Origin of the sequence: Pseudomonas sp. LS-2, assembly GCF_003605735.1 — a bacterium.
GTDB lineage: Bacteria > Pseudomonadota > Gammaproteobacteria > Pseudomonadales > Pseudomonadaceae > Aquipseudomonas.
Window position 1 is genome coordinate 73,756 of the sequence record NZ_QXTJ01000038.1, and the last position, 23,148, is coordinate 96,903.

The following is a 23,148-nucleotide window of genomic DNA, read 5'->3' on the forward strand; positions in this document are numbered from 1 at the left end:
AACCCGGAGCCCACTGCAACCGCAGTGGGCTTTGTTTTACGAGGCCGACGGATTTCACAAGAATCCCGACACCTGAACATCTTGAAACCGCACCAGTGAATCACTGGGCTCGTGCCGAACGCGGACGTAGATCACGACGCGCGAGCGGGAAAAAGACTTCACCAGTGAAACACCGAGAAGGTTTTTAGGAGCACGGCAATGCCCGAGATAGATCTCTATCATTTTTTCCAACAGCTGGTTAATGGCATGACCATTGGCAGCACGTATGCCCTGATCGCCATCGGCTACACGATGGTCTACGGCATCATCGGCATGATCAACTTCGCCCACGGCGAGGTGTACATGATCGGTTCGTACGTGGCGTTCATCGCCCTGGCCGGCCTGACCATGCTGGGCCTGGACAACCTGCCTCTGCTGATCACGGCCGCTTTCATCGCCAGTATCGTGGTGACCAGTGCCTATGGTTACGCCATCGAACGGGTCGCCTACCGTCCGCTGCGCGGCAGCAACCGTCTGATCCCTCTGATTTCCGCGATCGGTATGTCGATCTTCCTGCAGAACACCGTGCTGTTGTCGCAGGACTCCAAAGACAAATCGATTCCCAACCTGATCCCCGGCAACTTCGTGTTCGGCCCCGGCTCGACCCATGAAGTCGTGATCTCGTACATGCAGATCCTGATCTTCATCGTGACCGTTCTGGCCATGCTCGGCCTGACGTGGTTCATCTCCCGTTCTCGCCTGGGCCGCGCCTGCCGCGCCTGCGCCGAGGACATCAAGATGGCCAACCTGCTCGGCATCAACACCAACAACATCATCGCCCTGACCTTCGTCATCGGCGCGGCGCTGGCCGCAGTCGCTGCGGTACTGCTGAGCATGCAATACGGCGTGATCAACCCCAACGCCGGTTTCCTCGTCGGCATCAAGGCCTTCACCGCAGCGGTTCTGGGCGGTATCGGCAGTATCCCGGGCGCGATGCTCGGCGGTCTGGTGCTGGGTGTGGCTGAAGCGTTCGGCGCCGACATCTTTGGCGACCAGTACAAGGATGTGGTGGCGTTCGGTCTTCTCGTATTGGTGTTGTTGTTCCGGCCAACCGGCCTGCTCGGCCGTCCGGAGGTTGAAAAAGTATGACCAGGAATCTCAAATCGGCCCTCTTCAGCGCAGTGCTGGTACTGGCCGTCGCATACCCGATCCTCGGGCTCAAACTGGACATCGTCGGGGTCAACCTGGCGGTCGTCGGCGCCAGCACCACGACTGTCTTGGTGATCTTCGCCGCTGCCCTGCTGATGTTCCTGCGCGTGCTGTTCAATGAACAGATCAGCGCCATGTGGCGTTCGCGTCCGCAAAAGCAACTGGTGTCGGACAAGGCCAGCAACTTCCTGACCCTGCCGTCGACCCAGCGCTGGTTCCTCGGTGCAATCGTCATCGCCGCGCTGATCTGGCCGTTCTTCGGTTCGCGCGGCGCGGTGGACATCGCGACACTGATCCTGATCTACGTGATGCTCGGCCTGGGCCTGAACATCGTGGTCGGTCTTGCGGGGCTGCTGGACCTGGGTTACGTCGGTTTCTACGCCGTCGGTGCCTACACCTACGCCCTGCTGCAACACTACTTCGGCTTCGGTTTCTGGATCTGCCTGCCTCTGGCCGGCCTGGCCTCGGCCACGTTCGGCTTCCTGCTGGGCTTCCCGGTGTTGCGTCTGCGGGGTGACTATCTGGCCATCGTGACGCTGGGCTTCGGCGAGATCATTCGTCTGTTCCTGCGCAACCTGACCGACATCACCGGTGGCCCGAACGGCATCAGCAACATCGAAAAACCAACGTTGTTCGGTCTGAGCTTCGAGCGTAAAGCGGCCGAAGGCATGCAGACGTTCCACGAATACTTCGGCCTGCAATACAACTCCATCAACAAGGTGATCTTCCTCTATCTGATCGCCCTGTTACTGGCGCTTTTGGCCCTGTTCGTGATCAACCGCCTGCTGCGCATGCCGATCGGCCGTGCATGGGAAGCGCTGCGTGAAGACGAAATCGCCTGTCGCGCGCTGGGTCTGAACCCGACCGTGATCAAGCTCTCCGCGTTCACCCTGGGCGCTGCGTTCGCCGGTTTCGCCGGCAGCTTCTTCGCCGCACGCCAAGGCCTGATCACCCCTGAATCGTTCACCTTTCTCGAGTCGGCGATCATCCTCGCCATCGTGGTACTGGGCGGTATGGGCTCGCAGCTGGGCGTGATTCTGGCGGCGGTGGTGATGATTCTGTTGCCTGAACTGCTTCGCGAATTCAGCGAATACCGGATGTTGGGCTTCGGCGCCTTGATGGTGCTGATGATGATCTGGCGTCCTCAGGGCTTCCTGCCAATGCAGCGTCCCGTCATGAAACTCAAGGGGGAGCGCTGATGAGCCGTCCACTTCTGCAAGCCTCCGGCTTGAGCATGCGCTTTGGCGGCCTGTTGGCGGTCAATGGCGTGGGTCTGACCGTCAACGAGAAACAGGTCGTGTCGATGATCGGCCCGAACGGCGCCGGCAAGACCACCGTCTTCAACTGCCTGACCGGTTTCTACAAGCCGACAGCGGGCACCATCCTGCTGGACGGTGAGCCGATTCAGGGTCTGGCCGGTCACGAGATTGCCCGCAAAGGCGTGGTACGTACCTTCCAGAACGTGCGTCTGTTCAAGGAAATGACGGCGGTCGAGAACCTGCTGGTGGCCCAGCATCGTCACCTCAACACCAATTTCCTGTCCGGCCTGTTCAAGACACCGGCGTATCGCAAGAGCGAACGCGAGGCCATGGAATACGCCGAGCACTGGCTCGAAGCGGTTGACTTGAAAGCCTTCGCCAACCGCCCCGCCGGCACGCTGGCCTACGGTCAGCAACGCCGTCTGGAAATCGCCCGCTGCATGATGACCCGCCCGCGCATCCTGATGCTCGACGAGCCAGCGGCCGGTCTGAACCCGAAGGAAACCGAGGACCTGAAGGCGCTGATCGGTGTGCTGCGCAACGAGCACAACGCCACGGTGTTGCTGATCGAGCACGACATGAAGCTGGTCATGAGCATTTCCGACCACATCGTGGTGATCAACCAGGGCACCCCCCTGGCTGACGGCACGCCCGAGCAGATCCGTGACAATCCTGAAGTGATCAAAGCCTACCTGGGGGAAGCGTAAATGCTGCAGTTCGACAACGTTTCCACCTTCTACGGCAAGATCCAGGCGTTACACAGCGTCAGTATCGATGTGCAGCAGGGTGAGATCGTCACCCTGATCGGCGCCAACGGCGCGGGCAAATCCACCCTGCTGATGACCCTGTGCGGTTCGCCGCGCGCTCACAGCGGCAGCATCCGTTACATGGGTGAGGAGCTGGTGGGTCTGGAATCTTCGGTCATCATGCGCAAGAGCATTGCGGTCGTGCCTGAAGGCCGTCGCGTGTTCGCCCGCCTGACCGTGGAAGAGAACCTGGCGATGGGCGGTTTCTTCACCGACAAGGGCGATTATCAGGAGCAGATGGACAAGGTCCTGGGCCTGTTCCCACGCTTGAAGGAACGCTTCAATCAACGTGGTGGCACCATGTCCGGCGGCGAACAGCAAATGCTCGCCATTGGCCGCGCGCTGATGAGCAAGCCCAAGCTGCTGTTGCTCGACGAGCCTTCGCTGGGTCTGGCGCCGATCATCATTCAGCAGATTTTCGAGATCGTCGAACAGCTGCGTCGTGATGGCGTAACAGTGTTCCTGGTCGAGCAGAATGCCAACCAGGCCTTGAAAATCGCCGACCGTGCGTACGTGCTGGAGAACGGTCGAGTGGTGATGCAGGGTACCGGCGCTGAACTGCTGGTCGATCCGAAAGTGCGGGACGCGTATCTGGGCGGCTGATGCCGTCTCTACGATTGCCATCGTCGTAGGAGCGCGCTTGCCCGCGATTGCGTTATCACGGACATAGATCATGTTTGTGATCCACCGCAATCGCGGGCAAGCGCGCTCCTACAGGTTGATTACCGGATCACCCTTGGCGCACCTCGAAAAACGGCCCTCATCGGGCCGTTTTTCATGCGTGCCAGTCAAAGCTTTTCCAACACCGCCGCGCTCTGCACGAACCACTGCGTCAGATAATCGGCCATCACCTGAACCCGCCTCGGCAGCCGTCCTTCGAACGGGTGCACCAGAAACATCGACGAAACCGGTGTCTGGTAATCGCGCAACAACCATTGCAGGCTGCCGTCGTTCAACTCGTTGTGGACCATGTACGAAGGCAGGCGCGCAATCCCCGTCCCCGCCAAGGCCGCCTTTTTCAGCAGGCTGTATTGATTGCTGGCAAAAGGGCCGCGGACATTCACTCGACTCACTTCGTGGTTCTGGTGATAGACCCACCAGCCTTCTCGGCCCGCAGAGTGACTGTTGAGCAGGCAGCGATGCGTGCGCAGGGCTTCGGGAGTCGCTGGACGGCCATGGGCCTCGACGTAGCCGGGACTGGCGCAGGTCAGTTCCTGCGAGGACAGCAGCGGTTTGGCGACCAGCAGCTGGTCGATGCCCACGCTTGGACGAATACTCAGGTCAAACCCGTCGCGACGCAGGTCACGGAAATGATTGCAGAGGTCCAGCTCGACCTGCACCTGCGGGTAACACTTGGAAAACTCCGTCAGTATCCCCTCGAAAAACACCTCGCCCACTGACGCGGGCACGGTCAGCCGGACCATGCCGACCAGTCTTTCGCTGAGATACGCCATGGCATCGCGCACCCGGTCCCGTTGCGCCACCAGCGCCCGAGCCTCGGGCAGCAGAACCGCCCCTGCCGAGGTCAGTGTGAGACTGCGGGTGGTGCGGTGCAGCAAGATCACGCCATAGCTTTTTTCCAGCTTGCTGATGCGCTTGGACAGCTGGCTGGTGCTGGTCTCCAGCCATTGCGCAGCAAGGGTAAAACTGTTGGCTTCCACCAGCATGGCGAATGCTGCCAGATCGTCCATTTCGCTCATGATGGTTTCCTTATGCGAATCGGCCGTAACAGCGGTTACGAAGCGGTCGATGGTAGTGACAGAGGGTCGATCCGCAAACTATTCGAACGGGTAGGTTCTTTCGATTTCCTGATCTGCCCGGCCGGTCACAGGATCAAAAATGTAGAAGGGCTCCACACCGGAAACACTTTGCGCCCAGGCCAATCGCCTCTTGTGATGAGCGAGCAGGCTGAGTAACGTGGCGGCACTTGTCTGGAGACCCGCCACATGTTCGCTGCTCGTTCCGTCCTGATGTTCGCCCTGCTGCCCGTATTTGCCGGTTGCCAGTTGTTGCCCTCGCAAACCGCTGACAGCTCGGTGTCCACCGCTGGCATGATCCGCATGCAAGGCATTCTGAGTGGCGACGGCGGCAAACTGTTCTTCGCCCCCTGCAACGAACAGCGTCGTTACGCCGTCACTGACAAAGGCAACACCGGCATTCTTCAGGAAGCCGCTTCAGTGGTGGACAAGAACGGCAAAGCCTTCGCTGATGTGCGCGGCAATTTCGTCGCCAGCCGGGCGCAAGGCAGCGATGGCCTGGCTGATGTCTATCAGTTTTACCGGGTCGAACGCCCGAGCGATGCCTGTGAAGACCCGAACTTCAAGCGCCTGACCATCCACGCCAGCGGCAACGGTCCCAAGTGGAACCTCAATGCCAGCGGCAAGGGCATGGTGCTGGAGCGCGAAGGCCAGCAACCGTTCGCCGTGCCTTACATGGAGGAGCAGATGCCCGAAGGCCGCTTCAACCTGATCACCGATGCCAACGATCAGCATGTCGAACTTTATGTCGCGCCGCAGCGCTGCGTGGATCCGGCGAACGGCTCCGTCCAGCACCTCACCGCCGAGCTGCGGGTCAACGGTCAGGTGCAGCGCGGATGCGCCTATTTCGGTGGCATGCGTAACGATTGAGGGACGAGCCACCGCTGCGCCCGCAATGTGGCTTATAATTGCCGGTTCTTGTAGCGCTGCCGGGCCGATCCTGCGGCCCGAAACCGGACCTTTCAATGTTACGAATCACCGAACTCAAACTGCCGCTGGACCACGCGGATGAAGCGCTGCGCCCCGCGCTCGTGCAACGCCTGGGCATCGACAGCGACGAGCTGCTGGATTTCACCCTGTTCAAGCGCAGCTATGATGCGCGCAAGAAATCCTCCGAACTGCAGTTCATCTACACCATCGATCTTCAGGTGCGCGACGAAGCGGCCCTGCTCAAGCGCCTGAGCCATGACAAACACCTTACCGTCGCGCCGGACGTCAGCTACAAGGTCGTGGGCCATGCGCCTTCCGACATGAGCGAACGACCACTGGTGGTCGGTTTCGGCCCTTGCGGGATCTTCGCCGGATTGCTGCTGGCCCAGATGGGCTTCAAGCCGATCATCCTCGAACGCGGCAAGGAAGTGCGCCAGCGCACAAAGGACACATGGGGCCTGTGGCGCAAAAACGTGCTCAACCCTGAGTCCAACGTGCAGTTCGGCGAAGGCGGTGCGGGCACCTTCTCGGACGGCAAGCTTTACAGCCAGATCAAAGACCCGAAATTCCACGGTCGCAAAGTGCTGCACGAATTCGTCAAGGCCGGTGCACCCGAAGAAATCCTCTACGTCAGCAAACCGCACATCGGCACTTTCCGTCTGACCGGCGTCGTTGAAAACATGCGCCAGCAGATCGAAGCGCTGGGCGGCGAAGTGCGCTTCGAGCAGCGCGTGACCGACGTATTGATCGACGACGGCCAACTGCAAGGTATCGTCCTTGGCAGCGGTGAACGCATCGATTCCCGGCACGTGATTCTGGCGCTGGGACACAGCGCCCGTGACACCTTCCGCATGCTCCACGGCCGCGGCGTGTACATGGAAGCCAAACCGTTCTCGGTAGGTTTCCGAATCGAGCACCCGCAGGGCCTGATCGACCGCGCGCGCCTGGGCAAATATGCCGGGCACCCCAAACTTGGCGCTGCCGATTACAAACTGGTGCACCACGCCAAAAACGGGCGCTCGGTGTACAGCTTCTGCATGTGTCCTGGCGGTACGGTCGTGGCAGCCACCTCGGAGCCTAACCGCGTGGTCACCAACGGCATGAGCCAGTATTCACGCAACGAGCGCAATGCGAACTCGGGCATCGTGGTCGGCATCACCCCGGACGAAGACTATCCGGGCAGCCCATTGGCGGGTATCGAACTGCAGGAACGTCTGGAATCCCACGCCTACATCATGGGTGGCGAAAGCTACGAAGCGCCCGCGCAGCTGGTGGGTGACTTTATTGCAGGCAAGGCGTCGACGGAACTTGGGACCGTCGAACCTTCCTACAAGCCAGGTGTGAAACTCACCGATCTGGCCGATGCGCTGCCCGCGTTCGCCATCGAAGCGATTCGTGAAGCATTGCCGGCGTTCGACAAGCAGATCAAAGGCTTCTCGCAACACGACGCCATCCTCACCGGCATCGAAACCCGCACGTCCTCGCCGCTGCGGATCACCCGAGGCGCGGATATGCAAAGTCTGAACGTCAAAGGCCTGTTCCCGGCCGGTGAAGGCGCGGGCTATGCAGGCGGGATCATGTCGGCGGGTGTCGACGGGATTCGCATCGCCGAAGCGCTGGCGAAGAGCATGTTGGGGCTCGTGGACTGATAGAGGTCCCTGTGGGCGCCGGCGTGCTGACGAATGTTTCGGATCAATCACAACAACGTTGTCCGTCACTTCACATTCGCCAGCAGCCCGGCGCCTACACCTATCAACCGCGAAAAGATCGACATTACAAAGTGAAACTTCCTACAGCCCGCGTCATTCAAGCGCTGTAGCACTTTGTAACTAATCTAACGAATTCTTTGTATACAAATTCTTCTTCGATTTTTTATAACCAAATCGAATATAACTTTTGTTTTCAGAAATAAGAACACAGGTTAGGGTGTCGCTCCTTTTGCGCATGTCCATGGAGAATGACCTTGCCCGTACGCAATACATTCAAACGTTTTTTCCAGCTCGAGGCGGCTGGCGGTCTGCTGTTGATCGCCGCTGCCGCCCTGGCCCTGCTCGTCAATAACTCGCCCTTGTCCTGGCTGTATAACGGTCTGCTCGAAGTGCCTGTGGTCGCGCAGATAGGCGCATTGAAGATCGCCAAGCCCCTGCTGCTGTGGATCAACGATGGCTTGATGGCGCTGTTCTTCCTGCTGATCGGCCTGGAAGTCAAACGTGAGGTGCTTCAGGGCCACTTGTCCCGCCCTTCGCAGATCGTCCTGCCCGGCGCCGCCGCGATTGGCGGCATGGTGATCCCGGCGCTGGTGTTCTGGTCGCTGAACAAGGGCAACGCTGCTGCCATGAGCGGCTGGGCGATCCCGATGGCCACCGACATCGCCTTCGCCCTTGGCGTACTGGCCCTGCTCGGCAAACGCGTGCCGGTGTCGCTGAAGCTGTTTCTCATGACCCTGGCGATCATCGATGACCTGGGTGCGATCATCGTCATCGCCCTGTTCTACTCGGGTGAACTGTCCAATCTCTCCCTGGCCCTTGCAGCCGCGTCGATCCTCTCGTTGATCGCGATGAACCGGTTGGGCGTGGTCAAGCTTGCGCCCTATCTGCTTGTAGGCCTGGTGCTGTGGGTCTGCGTGCTCAAGAGCGGCGTCCACGCAACGCTGGCGGGCGTGGTTCTGGCGTTCTGCATTCCGCTCAAGACCGAAAGGAATTCTCCTTCACCGTTGCAGCAACTTGAACACGCTCTGCACCCGTGGGTTGCCTACGCCATCCTGCCGCTGTTCGCCTTTGCCAACGCGGGGGTTTCGCTGAGCGGCGTAACAGCCGAAAGCTTCACCCATCACGTGCCCATGGGTATCGCGCTGGGTCTGCTGGTGGGCAAGATGGTGGGCGTGTTCGGCCTCACCTGGCTGGCGGTCAAAACCGGCATGGCGGCATTGCCGACGGGCGCAAACTGGGGTCAGGTGCTGGGGGTGTCGATTCTGTGCGGCATTGGTTTCACCATGAGCCTGTTCGTCGGTTCGTTGGCATTCGTACCGGGGCAAAGCGAGTTTGCCGGGATGGATCGAATGGGCATCCTCACCGGATCAATTCTCGCTGCATTGATCGGTTATACGATCACGGCAGTCGCCAGTCGTAAACAGGTCGTTGTCACGCACTGACACCCGTCGCCGAAAAGCAAAACGCCCCGACAAATCGGGGCGTTTTTTGTGTGAGCCGGCTTACATATGAGCCGCTTGAAGAGTCTTCAGGCCCAATCAGTGGCTGACGCGGCTGGTGCCATTGACCGTCATGATGCGCACGCGCTCGCCAACACGGAAGATCTCGTTTTCCTGAACCTGCTGAACGTAGGCGCGCATGGTGCCGTCGTCTTCACGAACGGTGATCTCGACACCCTGAGTACGCGTCAGACCTTCTTCGGTCATCGAGCCGAGCAAACCACCGGCCACGGCGCCAATGACTGCAGTCACGATACTGCCGCGACCACCACCGATGGCGCTACCACCCACGCCACCGACGATCGCACCGGCGCCTGCGCCAATCGGCGTCTTGGTGCCTTCAATCTTTACCGGACGCAACGATTCGACAGTGCCTAGACGCACGGTCTGCACCTGGCGGGCTTCATCGCGCGAATACGAGTCGCCGGTCAGGCTCGAAGTACAGCCGCCCAGCGTCAGCGCCATGGCGGTGAACGAAGCAACCAACAGAACAGACTTACGCATAACATTCATCTCCAGGGGAACAGGTGGCCATTAAACTCCGCGACGCCAATCGATGTCACGGTCCTGTCCCGATAATTTAGGTTCATTCAGGCGAGATACAGTATGCCGCCAGCGTCTACAAGTATGGACGACGGGCTACTGGATAGATTCAAAGAATTGAAATTCAGGCCGCTTGGCTCCGTGCATCCGCGGATTAAGGCGCGAGACGCTCGCGAATCCAGTGACCGTCGATCATTCGGTAATTCAGGCGATCGTGCAGCCGGCTTGGACGCCCTTGCCAGAACTCGATACGGTCTGGCAACAGACGATAGCCGCCCCAATGCTCCGGGCAGTGCGGTTGGGTATCGCTGAAACGCTCTTCGGTGGCTTTGAGCAGACCTTCCAGCTCAGCGCGATCAGCAATGACCTTGCTTTGCGGAGATGCCCACGCTCCCAGCCGGCTGCCCAGCGGGCGGACCTGATAATACGCGTCGGACTCTTGGGGGGAAACCCTGACCACCCTGCCTTCGATCCGCACCTGACGCTCCAGGGTTGGCCAGAAGAAGGTCATGGCCGCGAAAGGCCGAGCAGTCATCTGCTCGCCCTTGGCGCTGTCGTAGTTGCTGAAGAAAGTGAAACCCTGAGTGTCGAGGCCCTTGAGCAACAGGACCCGGCAGTGTGGACGACCGTCAGCATCGACGGTCGCCAGCGTCATGGCATTGGCTTCGACCGGCACCTGCTCGGTTTTCACTGCCTCGTCGAACCACTGGCGGAACAGCGCAAAGGGCTCTTCCGGTGCCTGCGCCTCAGTCAGACCCTCGCGGGCGTAGTTGCGGCGCATATCGGCCAGGCTCTGGCTCATCACTGCCTTCCTTTATCGAAATCCGTGGACGGGATGCCGATATTAACCTCAGTTGGCGCTGGCTTGGGCGTCGGAAGCAGGTTTCTTGGCGGCAGCTTTGGCTGGCGCTGCCTTGGCCTTGGCTGGCGCTTTCTTGGCCGCAGCTTTCTTGGTGGCAGGCGCCTTGGCCGCGACGGCTTTTTTGGCTGGTGCTGCGGCTTTGGCCGGCGCTGCCTTGGTGGCGGGTGCCGGTGCTGGCGCAACCACTGGTTTAGCTTCCTTCAAGGCCACCATCGTCGGTGCTGGCGCAGGCGACATGTTGTATTTGGCCATCAGCGCAATCATGGTGTCTTGCGGGGTCATGATGATTTCCACACGACGGTTCAGCGCACGGCCTGCAGCGCTGTCATCGGCAGCACGCGGCATCACCGCGCCAAGACCACGAAGGTTCAGACGGTTACGTTCCAGCCCGCTCAGACGAAAGATCGCGGCAACCGACTGTGCGCGTTGCTGGCTGATCTTGAGGTTGGTGTCGCTGGCGACGTCACTGTGGCCCAGCACCAGCACTGCGGACTTCTGATCACCTTCAACCAGCTTGGCCATGCGCGTGATCGGGCCGAGATTGACCGGCAGCAGCATTTCCGGACGGTCGGGGTTGAAGGTGCTGTCGACCGGCGCAGTCACTACCAGGACGTCCTCACGGCGCTCGAGTTCGAACTTGCTGTCCTTGATCGCTTCACGCACACGGGGTTCGTACTGGTCCAGCCAGGCCTGGGTCACTTTTGGATCGACCCTCGGTACGGCGGGCGCGGCGTCTTTCTTTGCCTCGCTGGCACCGAACGGCCACCACCACTTGCTGCCGTCATCAGCCTTGGCTACGGCGGGTTTGGCGGCGGGTTGAGTCGCCGCCAGTTCGGGTTTCTTGTCAGTCGCGCCATGGTCGGAGCCGAATGGCCAGTACCAGTGAGTGCCGCTTTCTGCTTCAGTCTTGGCGACTTCGGCGGCTACCGGGCTGACGGCAGGTTTTACCGGCGCGGTGTCGTTGCTTTTGCCTGAGCCGAACGACCACCAATGATCGTTGCTGGCCGATTGATCCTGAGGCGTTTGTGCGCAGCCGGTAACGGCGAGGCACAGAGCGAATGCGAGACTTTTATTGGCAGACATGGATGACTCACACAAATAATTGATCAGAAAATGAACGAAGCAGCGCCCATATAACACGCATAAACGCCGTTTTGGAAAAGGAAACCGCCCTACGGTTCCGATATGGGCGGTTTAACTGACAGTCGGTATAACAAGCACTTATCAGCGATAGTTATTGCAAACACTCACCAAGGACCCGAACCAGACGCTGTGCTCGCGGATCCATGAGCACATACGGCCCCAATGTGTTGGTCACGAAACCGAAGGCGACGTCACGCTCGGGATCGGCAAACCCCACCGAGCCACCTGCCCCCGGATGGCCGAACGATTTTCCACCCAGGCCGAAGGTAGCGTTGGGCACGGTCGGCTGGTCGAGCATGCAACCCAGGCCGAAGCGGGTCTGAGTCAGCAGTGTCTTGTCCTGACCGAGGCTGTGCTCGCGCGTCAGTTCGTTGATCAGCTCTGCCTCCAGCAGGCTGCCATCGAGCAGCCCACTGTAGAAACCCGCCAGACTGCGGGCATTGCCGTGACCGTTGGCGGCGGGCTGTTGCATGCGCCGCCACTCGGGTTTGTTGGTGCTGGTCATGATGGAGGGCGGGTTTGTAAACGCACGCGCCGTCATCGACGCAGGTTCGCGCAGGGTGGTCTGCACCAGACGCTGGGCGGCTTCGTCGCCCATGTTGCCTTTGCCCCGCGCGATGTGGGCGACACGATGAAACTCCTCATCGGGCAACCCCACATGGAAATCGAGCCCGAGAGGACGCGAAATACGGGCAGCAATGGACTCGCCCGGTCCGCGCCCGTCAGCCCGACGAATCATCTCGCCCACCAGCCAGCCATAGGTGATCGCGGCGTAGCCATGCCCCTGGCCCGGCGTCCACCAAGGCTCTTCAGCCGCCAGGGCGTCGGTCATGGCTTGCCAGTCGTACAAGGCCTCTGCGGGCAACATGTCCCGAATCGCCGGCAGACCGGCCTGATGACAAAGCAACTGACGCAGGGTGATGGACTGTTTTCCTGCGGCGGCGAATTCCGGCCAGAGGCGCGAAACCGGCTCGTCCAGACTCAACTTGCCCTCCCCCACCAGTTGCAGGGCAGTGACTGACGTGAAGGTCTTGGTGCAGGAGAACAGGTTGGCGATGGTATCGCTGTGCCAAACCTCAGCGCCGTCCTTGTCAGCGGTCCCCGCCCACAGGTCGAGCACGGTCTGACCGCCGATCTGTACGCACAGGGCTGCGCCTCGTTCTTGCGGATCGTCGAACAGCGCTGCGAATGCCTCGCGCACGGCTTCGAATTGAAGCTCGAAATGACCTTGAATCTGCACGGTGTCGTCTCCGGACCGGGGCTGCACAAAAAGGCGTGCATTGTTCCAGCGATTGATGGTTTTGTGAACAGCCAGCCAACATCAGACACCCGTCAAATCCTGTAGGAATGAGCGTGCTCACGATTGAGGTGTATCAGACAAGATTGCAGTGTCTGGTCGACCCCATCGCGAGCACGCTCACCCCTACAAGGGTTATATGTCGTTACTGGGGTTTCCCGGCATCCTTGCCGATCACGTCCGCGACTTGCGCGTTGGCCTTGCGCACAGCCTCGATGAAACCCTGATACGGCACGTCGGTGATTGCGACCAGACCCAGATGCCCGTTTTCGCCGTCGAGCATGCGGCCCGTCGCGGGTTGGTCGAGGTACTGGAACCAATGCACACCGACAATCGAGGGCTCGGCCAACGCACCCTTCAGAAAGTTGCCGTAGGCCGGGCCGCGATCTTCTTCACGAGCGACCTCCATGGCTCCTCCCCAGAACGGCCCGCGATCCCGGGAGCCAAAGTGAAACTCGCTGACCAGTACCGGCTTGTCGAGCACGCGCAGTTTGGCGAAATCCACCCCGTCCTGCGGTTTGGGGGCGTACAGGTTGAAGCTCAGAACGTCGCAGTACTTGGCACACGCCTCGATGGCTTCCGGCGTGCTGATGCCAAAACGGCCCCCGAGCAGCAGGTGATTGGGCGCGTGCCACTTCAGCGCATCGGAAATGGTCTTGAAGTAGGTTTCAGCGAAAACGCGTTGGAAGTAACGGAAGTCATTTTCGATTTCCGGATGTTCAGGATTCGGCAACGGCGGCTCGAACCCTGGGTCTTCCATCAATTCCCAGGCGGTCAGATCGATACCCCAGGCCTTGGACAGCCCCTCCTGATTTCGGTATTTGTCGCGCAGTTGTTTGAGGAAGGCGCGCTTGGCCGGTACGTCGGTGGTCAACTTCAGGGTGCCGTAGGCCAGGGCATAGCGATCTTTCGGATCGTCGCCAGGTGCGGCCCAGGCCAGTTCGTTGTCGGCGAAATAGCCGATCAGATAAGGGTCGTCGCGGTGATCGCGAGCAGCGATGGCGACCGCACGCTCGGTGGCCATGGCGAATCGTGGATCGAACGGGTCAGGCATGCCCCCCCACCAGTCATGGCCGGTGCTGATGCTGGCGTAATCACCGACGATGGACAGCGGCAGGGTGTAGGGCACACGGTCCTTTTTCGGCAATTGATCGCTTCCCAGCTCCGGCTCGCTCCAGTTACCGACCGTATTGAAACCCCAGGCCCGCAACCGTTGGGCGCTGTGATCGACCCAGCGCTGGAGATCGAACTTCACCGGTTTGCACTCGGCGGCCTGCTCCACCACTGGCGGTGTTTCAGACGCCGCGGCAGGGTTCGTTTCATCACTGGAGGCGTCTGACGGTGCGTCATCCTGATCGATCACAGGCGCCGGCTTGAGGACTTCGACGCATTTGGGGACGCCAAAAGTGCGCTGCAGGTTGGCGCCGTAGAAATCGAACCAGCGGCCCTGATCGAACTGGCGATCCTTGTTGGCCCCAATGCCGCGATTGTCATCGCCCTCCCCGTAAAACGCTGCGAGCGGATCGTCACTCCCCGGAAGACTGGCGAACATCGGTTCACGACCTTCGATGTAGGTCTGGCTGTCGTCCCCCGTGACCGCGTTGACCCCCAGCGAATAGAACGCATGCCCTTCCGGGGTCACCAGATACCAGCGGTCATTGCGTTTCTCGGTGCGGAAAAAGCCTTTCGCTTCGAACCCCGGTCCCTTGAGCAGGCCGCCGTATCGATCTTGAGGCGCAAGGTCTTTGCGCCAGGCCTTGAGCTGTTGTTGCTCCTTGGTTGCCAGGGCCTTGAGCTGGTCGTCGCTGCTGATCTTTTCCGGCCATTTACCGCGGGTGAACTGCCCATAGCCGTCGAGGAGATTGCTGTAGGCCGCCTTCTGGATCGCATCGCCCTCCTGCACACCGAATTTCTCGATCAACACACTTTGCGCGATGTCGGGTTGGGACATGGACACCGTGACCGACGTGATCTGAGCGGGATCGATTTCGCCTTCCGAATTGGCGAGCAATACCCGCTGCCCTTCATATGTCCACGGCATCGGCGGCCCGACCCGCATGCCCTGGCTCAACGGGGAACTGGCCTTCAGCGGCACGATCAGGGTTTGCGCAGGTCCTGCCGGGAGGTCGATCCGGCTGCTGAGGGTCTTGCCGTCGCTGCTCTGAATCTGCACATACAGCGTCAGCGCCCAATCCATCGCGCTTTGCAGGCGCAGGGTCATTGCGCTGTCCGCGCTCCAGTCCCAGACACCGGTTTGCGGCGTCAGACGCAGGCTCGGCTTGGCGACCGGATTGAAGTTCACCCGGCGCAGGACCTCGCCCTCGGCAGTCTGCTCGGCGTTGGCTTGCGGCAGGCTGGCGTCTTGGGTCGTGACCTGCACCACATCGGCGGGACGAACGAAATTGAACAACGTCTGCTGCCCTTGGGGCGCGGCATACACCGGCGCTGCGCAGGCAAGAACGAGGATGGCAGACAGTGAACGGCGAATCATGCGATCGGTTGCTCCTTGATCATCGGAAGCCCGAACGACGGCATTCGACGCAGCGCCCGGGCGGACCGAGTTAAGACCCGGTCAACCGGGTTTCATCCCCGATACATTTCAGGAAATTTCGCGGCGGAATGGAGGCAGTGCGTTGAGGATGGCTTTGCCGTAACGCTGGGTGACCACGCGACGGTCCAGCAGCGTGATGATGCCGCGGTCCTGCTCGGTGCGCAGCAAACGCCCGCAAGCCTGGATCAGGCGCAGAGAGGCGTCGGGCACGGCGATTTCCATGAACGGGTTACCGCCTCGCGCTTCGATCCATTCCGCCAGTGCGGCTTCGACGGGATCATCCGGCACGGCGAAAGGAATCTTGGCGATCACCACGTGCTCGCAGTAAGCGCCCGGCAAGTCCACACCTTCGGCGAAACTGGCCAGACCGAACAGCACGCTTTCATCGCCGCCATCGACCCGAGCCTTGTGTTTGTTGAGGGTTTCCTGCTTGGACAGGTTGCCCTGAATGAACACGCGCTTGCGCCAGTCCCGCTCCAGGCCGTCGAAAACCTCCTGCATCTGTTTACGGGAGGAGAACAGCACCAGCGTACCTTTGGAGCCTTCCACCAGCCCCGGCAGTTCACGAATGATCGCCGCTGTATGCTCCGCGGCATTGCGCGGGTCAGCTTTCAGATCCGGCACGCGCAGGATGCCAGCGTCAGCGTGGTGAAAGGGGCTTGGCACTACTGCCGTAACGGCGTCCTTGGGCAATCCGGCGCGCATGCGAAAACGATCGAACTTGCCCAGCGCGGTCAGCGTCGCCGAAGTCACCAGCGCGCCGTAGGCCACGTTCCAAAGGTTGCGACGCAGCATTTCAGCCGCAAGAATCGGGCTGGCATTGACCTCGATATCGAACAGCGAACCGCTTTCCGCCAAGGTCAGCCAGCGGGCCATGGGCGGGCTGTTTTCCGGGTCTTCGGCGGTGAACGCAGTCCACAATTCCCAGTTGCCGTGGGCCCTCGCCAGGAGACTGCCGAACAACGGATACCATTCTTCGGCCTGATGGCTGGCGATGCCGATGTTGACCTCGCCATCCATTCCTTCCTTCAGCAGTTCTGTCAGGCGTGTGAACAGATCGTCCAGGCGGGCAAAACCCTTCTTCAGTTCGATGCCCATCTCGCGCATGTGCTCAGGCACCACGCCACCGACGAAGCGATGACGCGGGCGTTCGCGGCCTTCCATGTCTTCACCGGCCTTGAAATCGGCCAGTTGTTCGCAGGCCGTGAACATGAACTGCTGGTGAGTCTTGATCTCCCGCGCAAGTTCGGGGACTTGCTCGATCAGTTTGCCCAGATCGCCGGGCAGCGGGTGCTGAGCCAACAATTTGGTGAGGTTTTTCGCGGTCTGTTCCAGCCAGTCGGCCGTGGAACGCAAACGGCTGAAATGGGCGAAATGGCCGATGGCCTTGTCCGGAAGGTGGTGGCCTTCGTCGAATACATAAAGGGTGTCGCGGGGATCGGGCAGGACCGCACCGCCGCCCAGTGCAAGGTCCGCCAGGACCATGTCGTGATTGGTGACGATGACGTCGACTTTTCCCATGCCTTCGCGCGCCTTGTAGAAGGCACACTGCTGAAAGTTCGGGCAATGCCTGTTGGTGCACTGGCTGTGATCGGTGGTCAGACGCGCCCAGTCCTGATCGGCCAGCTCCTGCGGCCAGCTATCCCGGTCGCCGTCCCATTTATTGCCGGCAAGCTTTTCGATCATGCTGGTGAACAGCTTCTGGCTGGCCTCATCGACTTCGATCTTGAAGCCTTCTTCTTCGAAAAGCTGAGCCGTGGCGCTTTGCGCGTTACCTTCTTGCAACAGCATGTCGAGTTTGGACAGGCACATGTAACGACCGCGCCCTTTAGCCAGTGAGAACGTGAAGCTAAGGCCGCTGTTGCGCATCAGGTCAGGCAGGTCCTTGTGGACGATCTGCTCCTGCAGCGCAACGGTCGCGGTTGCGATCACCAGTCGCTTGCCAGCGGCCTTGGCGGTAGGAATCGCGGCGATGGCATAGGCCACGGTTTTCCCGGTACCAGTCCCCGCCTCTACCGCGACCACCGCCGGATCACCGGAGCGCCGGCCTTCTTCGTCGGTGTCCACGTCTCCCAGCACCTTGGCGACCTCGGCGATCATCAAACGCTGGCCGTAGCGAGGTTTGAGGCTCTTGGCTTCGAGGAAACGCGAATAGGCACCCTGAATCTGGGATTTGAGTTCGGTACTGATCATGGGCTGGGTCGTTGGCTCGGCGTCACGGTGCTGAATGAAAACATAAAAAAACCGCTGGATATATCTCCAGTCTTCGGAGGGCGGCTATCATACCGCGCTAATGCTTTCTGCGCAGAACGGAGTTTCCGATGTCACCTGTAGCCCTTGTCTACACCTTGCATGTCCTTTCGGCTGTTCTCTGGGTAGGAGGGATGTTTTTCGCCTGGATGATTCTGCGACCGGCGGTCATCGCCGCGTTGGAGGGCCCTGCTCGTCTGAAGCTGTGGCTACAGGTGTTCCCACGTTTCTTCATCTGGGTCTGGTGCGCGGTGATCATGCTGCCGGTGACCGGTATCGGCATGATCAACATCAACTTCAGTGGTTTCCAGACCGCGCCGCGTTACGTGCAGGTGATGATAGGGCTGTACGTGGTGATGGTGGCGCTGTTCCTGCGCATCTCGACGCTGAACCTGCCGGAACTGCGCAAGGCGGTGGCCGCCGAGCAATGGCCTGAGGGTGCAGCCGCACTCGGAAAGATCCGTCGTCTGGTGGGGATCAATCTGCTGGTCGGGATCTCGNCGTGGCGGTCCGGCTTGCCGGCAGTCGCGCCTTCAAGAACGCTGCCGCCGGCACGCCGTGTTGCTGCACAGCTGTGTGTTGCGCTTAAAGCTTGCGAATACTCACAGAACCGGCCGGCCCTGCCGAACCAGACTGGCCCTTTTCGCCATTCTTGCCCGACCTGGCACCATCGGCACGGTAGACGAGACAGCCCTTGGACGCTCCGCCCTTGCCGCCATGCCCGCCTTCGCCGCCGATACCGCCCGCGCCACCCTGCACATTGACCTTCACTTGATCATCCGAAAATGCCTGAGGCAGCTCCAGACGCACCAGGGCCCCCGGCGCGCCATCACGGCCGTTGCCGCCGTTGTCGCCATCGAAGCCGCGGCTGGCCGATCCCCAGGTGCAACCCGGATTCTGACCGTTACCGCCGTCCAGTCCGACATAGCCCGGTGAGCCGGCGCCGCCACGAGCGTCGATGGACAGCACATCGGCATTCAACTGCTCGACACGAAGATTCAGGCTACGTCCCGGCAAGGGAGGCTTTTCGAACGTTCCTGGCGCTCCCCGGGCGGTAATCTGAGAGCCGCTGCCCAGATCGCCACGCTTGACCTGCAATTTGAACGGTTCGGCGCTGGGCACGATGGCGATACGCGACTCGTGCCCCATCACCAGTTGCCCGACCTGAACTTCGGTGAGCCCCGCCGGGATAAGCAGGGTGCCGTAATCAGCCACTTCCAGACGCTCGAGCTGCAGGACGCTGGTATTACTCGGCAGACGCATCAATGAATGCGGCTCCACCGAGATGCTCTGCGCCATCGCCCAGCAACCGCCAAGGGCCGATAGCAAGCCAGCCGTCATCAACAACGCGTTACGCATGGTGAACCTCCGCCTGACGGCGCCCAAAGGATTGCAGGTGGAAAATACCGAAAATCAGGATCTGCACACGGTCGAGCCAGGGATGCGAACGCCCTCGCAGGCTGCCGTTGAAGAGAAACAGTTCCAACACGTGGGTCAGCAGCAAGAGGCTGCCAGCCAGTTTGATCAACATCTCGAAGGGAATCGGCAGGACAACGGCCTGATTGATCAGCACCACCATCCAGAAACCCAACGTCAAGACTTTCCCCAACCCCCAAAACAACTTCATGACACGCCCCTGCTGTTTTTTTATTTCTGTGCGGCAAAAAAAGCTTTGCGCACAGTACGGCGACGAACGTGACTATGCCAGAGGGACGTCGCAAAAAGCTGGCATTGCTGAGCGGCGCCGTGTCGCCCCTGAAAAGAAAACCCCGGCACCGGGCCGGGGTTTGTCTTGAAGCGTCACGCAACCTTAACGGTTGAGTTTGATTTCCACACGACGGTTCAGCGCACGACCATCAGCAGTTTTGTTGTCTGCCACCGGACGGCTTTCACCATCACCTTCCACCGAGACGAACGCGCTACGAGGGATACCGGCACCGACCAGATAATCGGTGACCGAGTGCGCGCGTTTTTCCGAGAGCTTCTGGTTGTAAGCATCGCTGCCCACGCTGTCGGTATGACCGCTGACATGCATCTGCACGTTCGGCGCTTCCGTTTTCAGCTTGGTGGCGACCATGTCCAGTTGCTGCTTGTCGCTCGGGGTCAGGGTTGCCTTGTTGAACTCGAAGTGCACATCCCGAATGGTGATGATTTCTTCTTTTGGCAGCACCACTGGCGCTACAGGTTCAGGCGCTGGCGGCACGATCGGGCAGCCCGTGGCATCGACCTTGGTACCTTTGGGCGTATCCGGGCATTTGTCGACACTGTTCAGAACACCATCACCATCATCGTCGCCATCACCGTGAGCCCAGCAATACGCGCCAGCCATCACACCGACCGCGCCACCCAGCCCCGCCGCAACCGAAGCCGTCTGGAACGCACCAATTGCCGCACCGGTGAGAACGCCACCGGCAGCGCACAGCGGCCAGTCGGTCTTTTGCAAGCCGGCGCAGCCCGTCAATACACTGGTAACCAAAATCAGAGGTAACGCTGTCCGAATCATGCTCATACAGTTCTTCTCCTTTGGTATCGGCTAAAACCGACTGAAATGGAGTAAAGACGCCGTTACGGCCCTTTGCCACCCGGAATACGGGGGTTTTGTGGGTTTTTGAGCGCATAAACGGGCCTGTTCTTTTAGAAATAGCCTTTTGCCTTCACTCCGTACGCTTTGTCATGGCTACCGATAAAAAAGTTCAAGCACTAGGCCACGATGATTCGGCAGGCTAACCTTGCGGGCTTACCGAGGGATTTTGATGACCGACAGCTTTTCTACCCGCACGCCGCAGCAAGCACTCGCCGCGTTGCTGGACCGTTATGCGCCCAAGCGGCTTCTGCTGATCGGCGCGGACAGTTTTCCGGCGCTGCAAGCCTTTCAGGATGCCCATCCAGGCACAGAACTGGCTCAGGCCGCGCCCGGCGCACTGCCGGCTGAACTGGCCGGTCAGCGTTTCGACCTGGCGCTGGTGGTCGATTGCCTGGAGCACATCCCCAAGCGCGCGGGACTGGAGCTGTTGGGCGGGATTCGCAACCTCAACGCCAGCCGCATTGCCGTGCTTGCGGACATGAAAGCTTGTGGCTGGCAAACAACCGACTTCTATTCATTGGCGCTGCAGGCCAGTGAACGCTTCGCCAGGGACGAACAGGTGCTGACGCTCTTCACCCACGACCTGCGCGAGAACGCACAGGTACCGGACTGGCTGAACGCGAAGGTCTGGGCCAACCCGGAGAATTTTGGAAAGTACTGGTGGTGAGATCCGCAACATGAGCAGTGCAATTTGCCCCTGTGGCAGCGGCAACCTGTTGACCGGCTGCTGCGGCCGTTACCACGCGGGTCAAGCCGCGCCTTGCGCAGAAGCCCTGATGCGCTCGCGCTACAGCGCCTACGTTCTGGGTCTGATCGATTACCTTCTCGATACGACGTTACCGGTCCAGAAGAGCAGCCTGGATCGCGAATCGATCAGCCAGTGGAGCGCGCAAAGCACCTGGCTAGGGCTCGAGGTCGAGCATGCGGAGCTACTGGGTGGCAAGCCCGAACATGCCTTCGTGACGTTCACCGCGCGCTGGCACGATGCCGCGGGTGAGCATAGCCACCGCGAGCGCTCGGCTTTCGTCCAGAATCAGGGCCGCTGGTACTTCATCGACCCCACCGTGCAGCTTAAGGCAGGGCGCAACGATGCCTGCCCGTGTGGCAGCGAGCTGAAATTCAAGAAATGCTGTTCCGCCTATATGGCCTGATCGGTTGAGTGCGACCCACGCTCCAGGTAGCAGTCCGGGCGGAATGCTACAGAGCTTCATCGCAAATGAGGTCTGCATTACGCCAGTTTCAAATGGGATGTGTCCGGCACCCGCACGTGCTCCTGCGACTTCGCCTCGCCCATATCACTGCCGGCAGGCGCCAGGCTAAATCCTGACAGATCCAGCCGTGGCGCCACCGCAGGGGTTTTGGGATCCTGCACGTCCTTGCCCAACTCGGAGATCGTGAAATCCGGCGCCTGGACGTCAACGAACGCAGCCATGTAGACGTCACGAGGCTCAAGCTTCGAAGTCTTTTGAGCACCGGGCGGAGAACCGGCCGGAGACGAAGATTGGCGCGTGCGACGGGTCCACGTGGGTTCATCCGGTGGCGGCGCCAGTTCGACCTCTTCGACTTCGACCGGCTCAGACTGCGGGTCAGGCTCGGCCTTGACTTGCACGGCCATTTCCACGACATCCACTCGTGCGCCTGCGCGTTCGAGGGTGGAGCGATATTTTTCGGCGGCAGCGGGGTCCAGGTTGTTCTTCAACACCAGACGCCGACCCGAGAACAGCAGCGCAATGCGCTGAGTGTCGGCCTGGAACAGTTTTGCCAGATTGGCCTGAACCCGATCCAGCTGTGCGCCGGGCACCAATTGGCCGGAAAATACAATTTCATACTGCTTCATGGGTCAATACTCCTTCGACACATCGCATGAGTATGGTGCAGGCTCTGTGGAACAGCGAGTGGCCCCAACCCCGTCACTTGCTAGACTGTAGCCCGACAGGGAGTGAACCAATGGTGTTTCAGGCAAGCGTATTCAGAGTTATCGGCCTCTTCATGGTGCTCGCGGTGTCCGGGTGCTCATCTCTTTTTTCCAGCAGCGACACCCGAGATCCCGAGGTCAAGCTGCTCAAGGTCGACGTGGTCAAGGCCAAACTGCTCAAGCAGGACATGAAACTGCGCTTTCGCATCGACAACCCCAACGACTCCAACTTGTGGGTCCGGGGGTTGAGGTACAAAGTCGTGCTCAACGACATCCTGATCGCCGATGGCGAGTACAGCGACTGGTTCATCGTCAAGGCCTACGGTCACAAGAACTTCTCGGTGCCGATCCGCACCAACCTCTGGCAACACCTCAAGGACGTGACCCGAATGCTCGGGAAACCCGACCAGCCTATTCATTACCGGCTGGAAGGCAAGCTCAAGACCGGATTTTTATTCGGTGACAGCGTGCGTATTGGGCGCGATGGCGACATAATTCCCGGCGATTTGATTCCGGAGTAACCCCATGACCCAGCAAGACCACGTGCACGGCCCTGATTGCAACCACGATCACGACCATCACGACCATCATCATGACCATGGCCACGTCCACGGTCCGCATTGCAACCACGAGCCTCAGGAGCCGGTTCGCAACGCGCTCAAGGACGTGGGCCGCAACGATCCTTGCCCGTGCGGTAGCGAGAAGAAATTCAAGAAGTGCCACGGCGCTTGATGGTCGATCCGCGTTTCCGGTGACCGCTGTAGCAGCACGGCTCGCCGGCGGTGGCGTTCTTGCAATCGCCGCCGCCGGCAGGCCGTGCTGCTACAGAGGTGTCCACATCCCATCCCGAAAAAT

At 60.3% G+C, this 23,148-nt stretch carries 23 protein-coding genes; 12 read left to right on the forward strand and 11 right to left on the reverse strand.

Translation table 11 applies throughout. The annotated features are described in order from the left end of the window. Positions 1–198 precede the first annotated feature (198 nt). From livH to D3M70_RS20890, 4 genes are read left to right on the forward strand one after another with little or no spacing between them, the layout of a single operon-like run. Positions 199–1,128 carry a high-affinity branched-chain amino acid ABC transporter permease LivH gene (livH, locus tag D3M70_RS20875; protein WP_120127559.1) on the forward strand — a complete coding sequence of 310 codons (930 nt, stop codon included), beginning with the start codon at positions 199–201 and terminating at the stop codon, positions 1,126–1,128. Further along, a complete protein-coding gene (locus D3M70_RS20880; RefSeq protein ID WP_120127560.1) occupies positions 1,125–2,387 on the forward strand; it encodes a high-affinity branched-chain amino acid ABC transporter permease LivM in 1,263 nt (420 codons plus the stop codon). Before livH ends, D3M70_RS20880 begins: the two co-directional genes overlap by 4 nt. Next, the gene (gene livG, locus D3M70_RS20885; protein WP_092408935.1) at positions 2,387–3,154 is read left to right on the forward strand and encodes a high-affinity branched-chain amino acid ABC transporter ATP-binding protein LivG; all 768 of its coding nucleotides are present in this window, start codon (positions 2,387–2,389) and stop codon (positions 3,152–3,154) included. Before D3M70_RS20880 ends, livG begins: the two co-directional genes overlap by 1 nt. After that, complete coding sequence (locus D3M70_RS20890; protein ID WP_120127561.1) at positions 3,155–3,856, forward strand: ABC transporter ATP-binding protein; 702 nt, start codon at positions 3,155–3,157, stop codon at positions 3,854–3,856. A gap of 185 nt (positions 3,857–4,041) precedes the next feature. On the opposite strand, the gene D3M70_RS20895 is transcribed toward D3M70_RS20890, so the two are convergent. After that, positions 4,042–4,953 (reverse strand): LysR family transcriptional regulator, encoded by a 912-nt coding sequence (locus D3M70_RS20895; protein ID WP_120127562.1) that lies wholly within the window; start codon positions 4,951–4,953, stop codon positions 4,042–4,044. Positions 4,954–5,199: 246 nt separating this feature from the next. Between D3M70_RS20895 and D3M70_RS20905 the strand changes: the two genes are divergently transcribed. From D3M70_RS20905 to nhaA, 3 genes are all read left to right on the forward strand, one after another. Beyond that, entirely contained in the window at positions 5,200–5,880 is a 681-nt protein-coding gene (locus D3M70_RS20905) for a COG3650 family protein (protein WP_120127563.1), read from the forward strand. 95 nt (positions 5,881–5,975) lie between these two features. Beyond that, positions 5,976–7,589 carry an NAD(P)/FAD-dependent oxidoreductase gene (locus D3M70_RS20910; RefSeq protein WP_120127564.1) on the forward strand — a complete coding sequence of 538 codons (1,614 nt, stop codon included), beginning with the start codon at positions 5,976–5,978 and terminating at the stop codon, positions 7,587–7,589. A 314-nt stretch (positions 7,590–7,903) separates the two neighbouring features. Beyond that, entirely contained in the window at positions 7,904–9,091 is a 1,188-nt protein-coding gene (nhaA, locus tag D3M70_RS20915; RefSeq protein WP_120127631.1) for a Na+/H+ antiporter NhaA, read from the forward strand. A 96-nt stretch (positions 9,092–9,187) separates the two neighbouring features. Here nhaA and D3M70_RS20920 read toward each other — a convergent pair whose 3' ends face one another. From D3M70_RS20920 to dinG, 6 genes are all read right to left on the reverse strand, one after another. Then, the gene (locus tag D3M70_RS20920; RefSeq protein ID WP_120127565.1) at positions 9,188–9,652 is read right to left on the reverse strand and encodes a glycine zipper 2TM domain-containing protein; all 465 of its coding nucleotides are present in this window, start codon (positions 9,650–9,652) and stop codon (positions 9,188–9,190) included. A gap of 193 nt (positions 9,653–9,845) precedes the next feature. Next, positions 9,846–10,493 (reverse strand): pyridoxamine 5'-phosphate oxidase, encoded by a 648-nt coding sequence (gene pdxH, locus D3M70_RS20925; RefSeq protein ID WP_120127566.1) that lies wholly within the window; start codon positions 10,491–10,493, stop codon positions 9,846–9,848. A gap of 48 nt (positions 10,494–10,541) precedes the next feature. After that, positions 10,542–11,636 carry an OmpA family protein gene (locus D3M70_RS20930; RefSeq protein WP_120127567.1) on the reverse strand — a complete coding sequence of 365 codons (1,095 nt, stop codon included), beginning with the start codon at positions 11,634–11,636 and terminating at the stop codon, positions 10,542–10,544. 151 nt (positions 11,637–11,787) lie between these two features. After that, positions 11,788–12,936, reverse strand: a complete 1,149-nt coding sequence (locus D3M70_RS20935; RefSeq protein WP_120127568.1) for a serine hydrolase domain-containing protein — start codon at positions 12,934–12,936, stop codon at positions 11,788–11,790. 202 nt (positions 12,937–13,138) lie between these two features. Beyond that, a complete protein-coding gene (locus D3M70_RS20940) occupies positions 13,139–15,484 on the reverse strand; it encodes a beta-galactosidase (protein ID WP_120127569.1) in 2,346 nt (781 codons plus the stop codon). 108 nt (positions 15,485–15,592) lie between these two features. Continuing rightward, positions 15,593–17,737, reverse strand: a complete 2,145-nt coding sequence (dinG, locus tag D3M70_RS20945) for an ATP-dependent DNA helicase DinG (RefSeq protein WP_120127570.1) — start codon at positions 17,735–17,737, stop codon at positions 15,593–15,595. Between the two features lie 128 nt (positions 17,738–17,865). On the opposite strand from dinG, the gene D3M70_RS20950 reads away from it, so the two are divergent. Beyond that, positions 17,866–18,294, forward strand: a 429-nt coding sequence (locus tag D3M70_RS20950; RefSeq protein WP_120127632.1) for a CopD family protein, incomplete at its 3' end; no start/stop codon positions are given. A gap of 85 nt (positions 18,295–18,379) precedes the next feature. Here D3M70_RS20950 and D3M70_RS20955 read toward each other — a convergent pair. The 3 genes from D3M70_RS20955 to D3M70_RS20965 all read right to left on the reverse strand — a co-directional run bounded on the left by D3M70_RS20955 (position 18,380) and on the right by D3M70_RS20965 (position 20,303). Then, on the reverse strand, positions 18,380–19,153 hold the full coding sequence (locus D3M70_RS20955) for a collagen-like protein (protein ID WP_120127571.1): 774 nt from the start codon (positions 19,151–19,153) through the stop codon (positions 18,380–18,382). Further along, positions 19,146–19,421, reverse strand: a complete 276-nt coding sequence (locus D3M70_RS20960) for a DUF1145 domain-containing protein (RefSeq protein WP_120127572.1) — start codon at positions 19,419–19,421, stop codon at positions 19,146–19,148. Before D3M70_RS20960 ends, D3M70_RS20955 begins: the two co-directional genes overlap by 8 nt. A gap of 183 nt (positions 19,422–19,604) precedes the next feature. Further along, complete coding sequence (locus D3M70_RS20965) at positions 19,605–20,303, reverse strand: OmpA family protein (protein WP_120127573.1); 699 nt, start codon at positions 20,301–20,303, stop codon at positions 19,605–19,607. Between the two features lie 244 nt (positions 20,304–20,547). Here D3M70_RS20965 and D3M70_RS20970 point away from each other — a divergent pair, with 244 nt between their 5' ends. Beyond that, a complete protein-coding gene (locus D3M70_RS20970; RefSeq protein WP_120127574.1) occupies positions 20,548–21,045 on the forward strand; it encodes a DUF6231 family protein in 498 nt (165 codons plus the stop codon). Between the two features lie 10 nt (positions 21,046–21,055). Beyond that, entirely contained in the window at positions 21,056–21,529 is a 474-nt protein-coding gene (locus tag D3M70_RS20975; RefSeq protein ID WP_120127575.1) for a YchJ family protein, read from the forward strand. Positions 21,530–21,606: 77 nt separating this feature from the next. Here the strand turns inward: D3M70_RS20975 and D3M70_RS20980 are convergent, their stop codons facing one another. Beyond that, positions 21,607–22,215, reverse strand: coding sequence for a hypothetical protein (locus tag D3M70_RS20980; protein WP_120127576.1), 609 nt, complete (start codon positions 22,213–22,215; stop codon positions 21,607–21,609). A gap of 110 nt (positions 22,216–22,325) precedes the next feature. Here D3M70_RS20980 and D3M70_RS20985 point away from each other — a divergent pair, with 110 nt between their 5' ends. Both D3M70_RS20985 and D3M70_RS20990 read left to right on the forward strand, forming a co-directional pair. Continuing rightward, on the forward strand, positions 22,326–22,814 hold the full coding sequence (locus D3M70_RS20985; protein ID WP_120127577.1) for an LEA type 2 family protein: 489 nt from the start codon (positions 22,326–22,328) through the stop codon (positions 22,812–22,814). 4 nt (positions 22,815–22,818) lie between these two features. Next, entirely contained in the window at positions 22,819–23,025 is a 207-nt protein-coding gene (locus tag D3M70_RS20990; protein ID WP_120127578.1) for an SEC-C metal-binding domain-containing protein, read from the forward strand. Positions 23,026–23,148 lie beyond the last annotated feature (123 nt).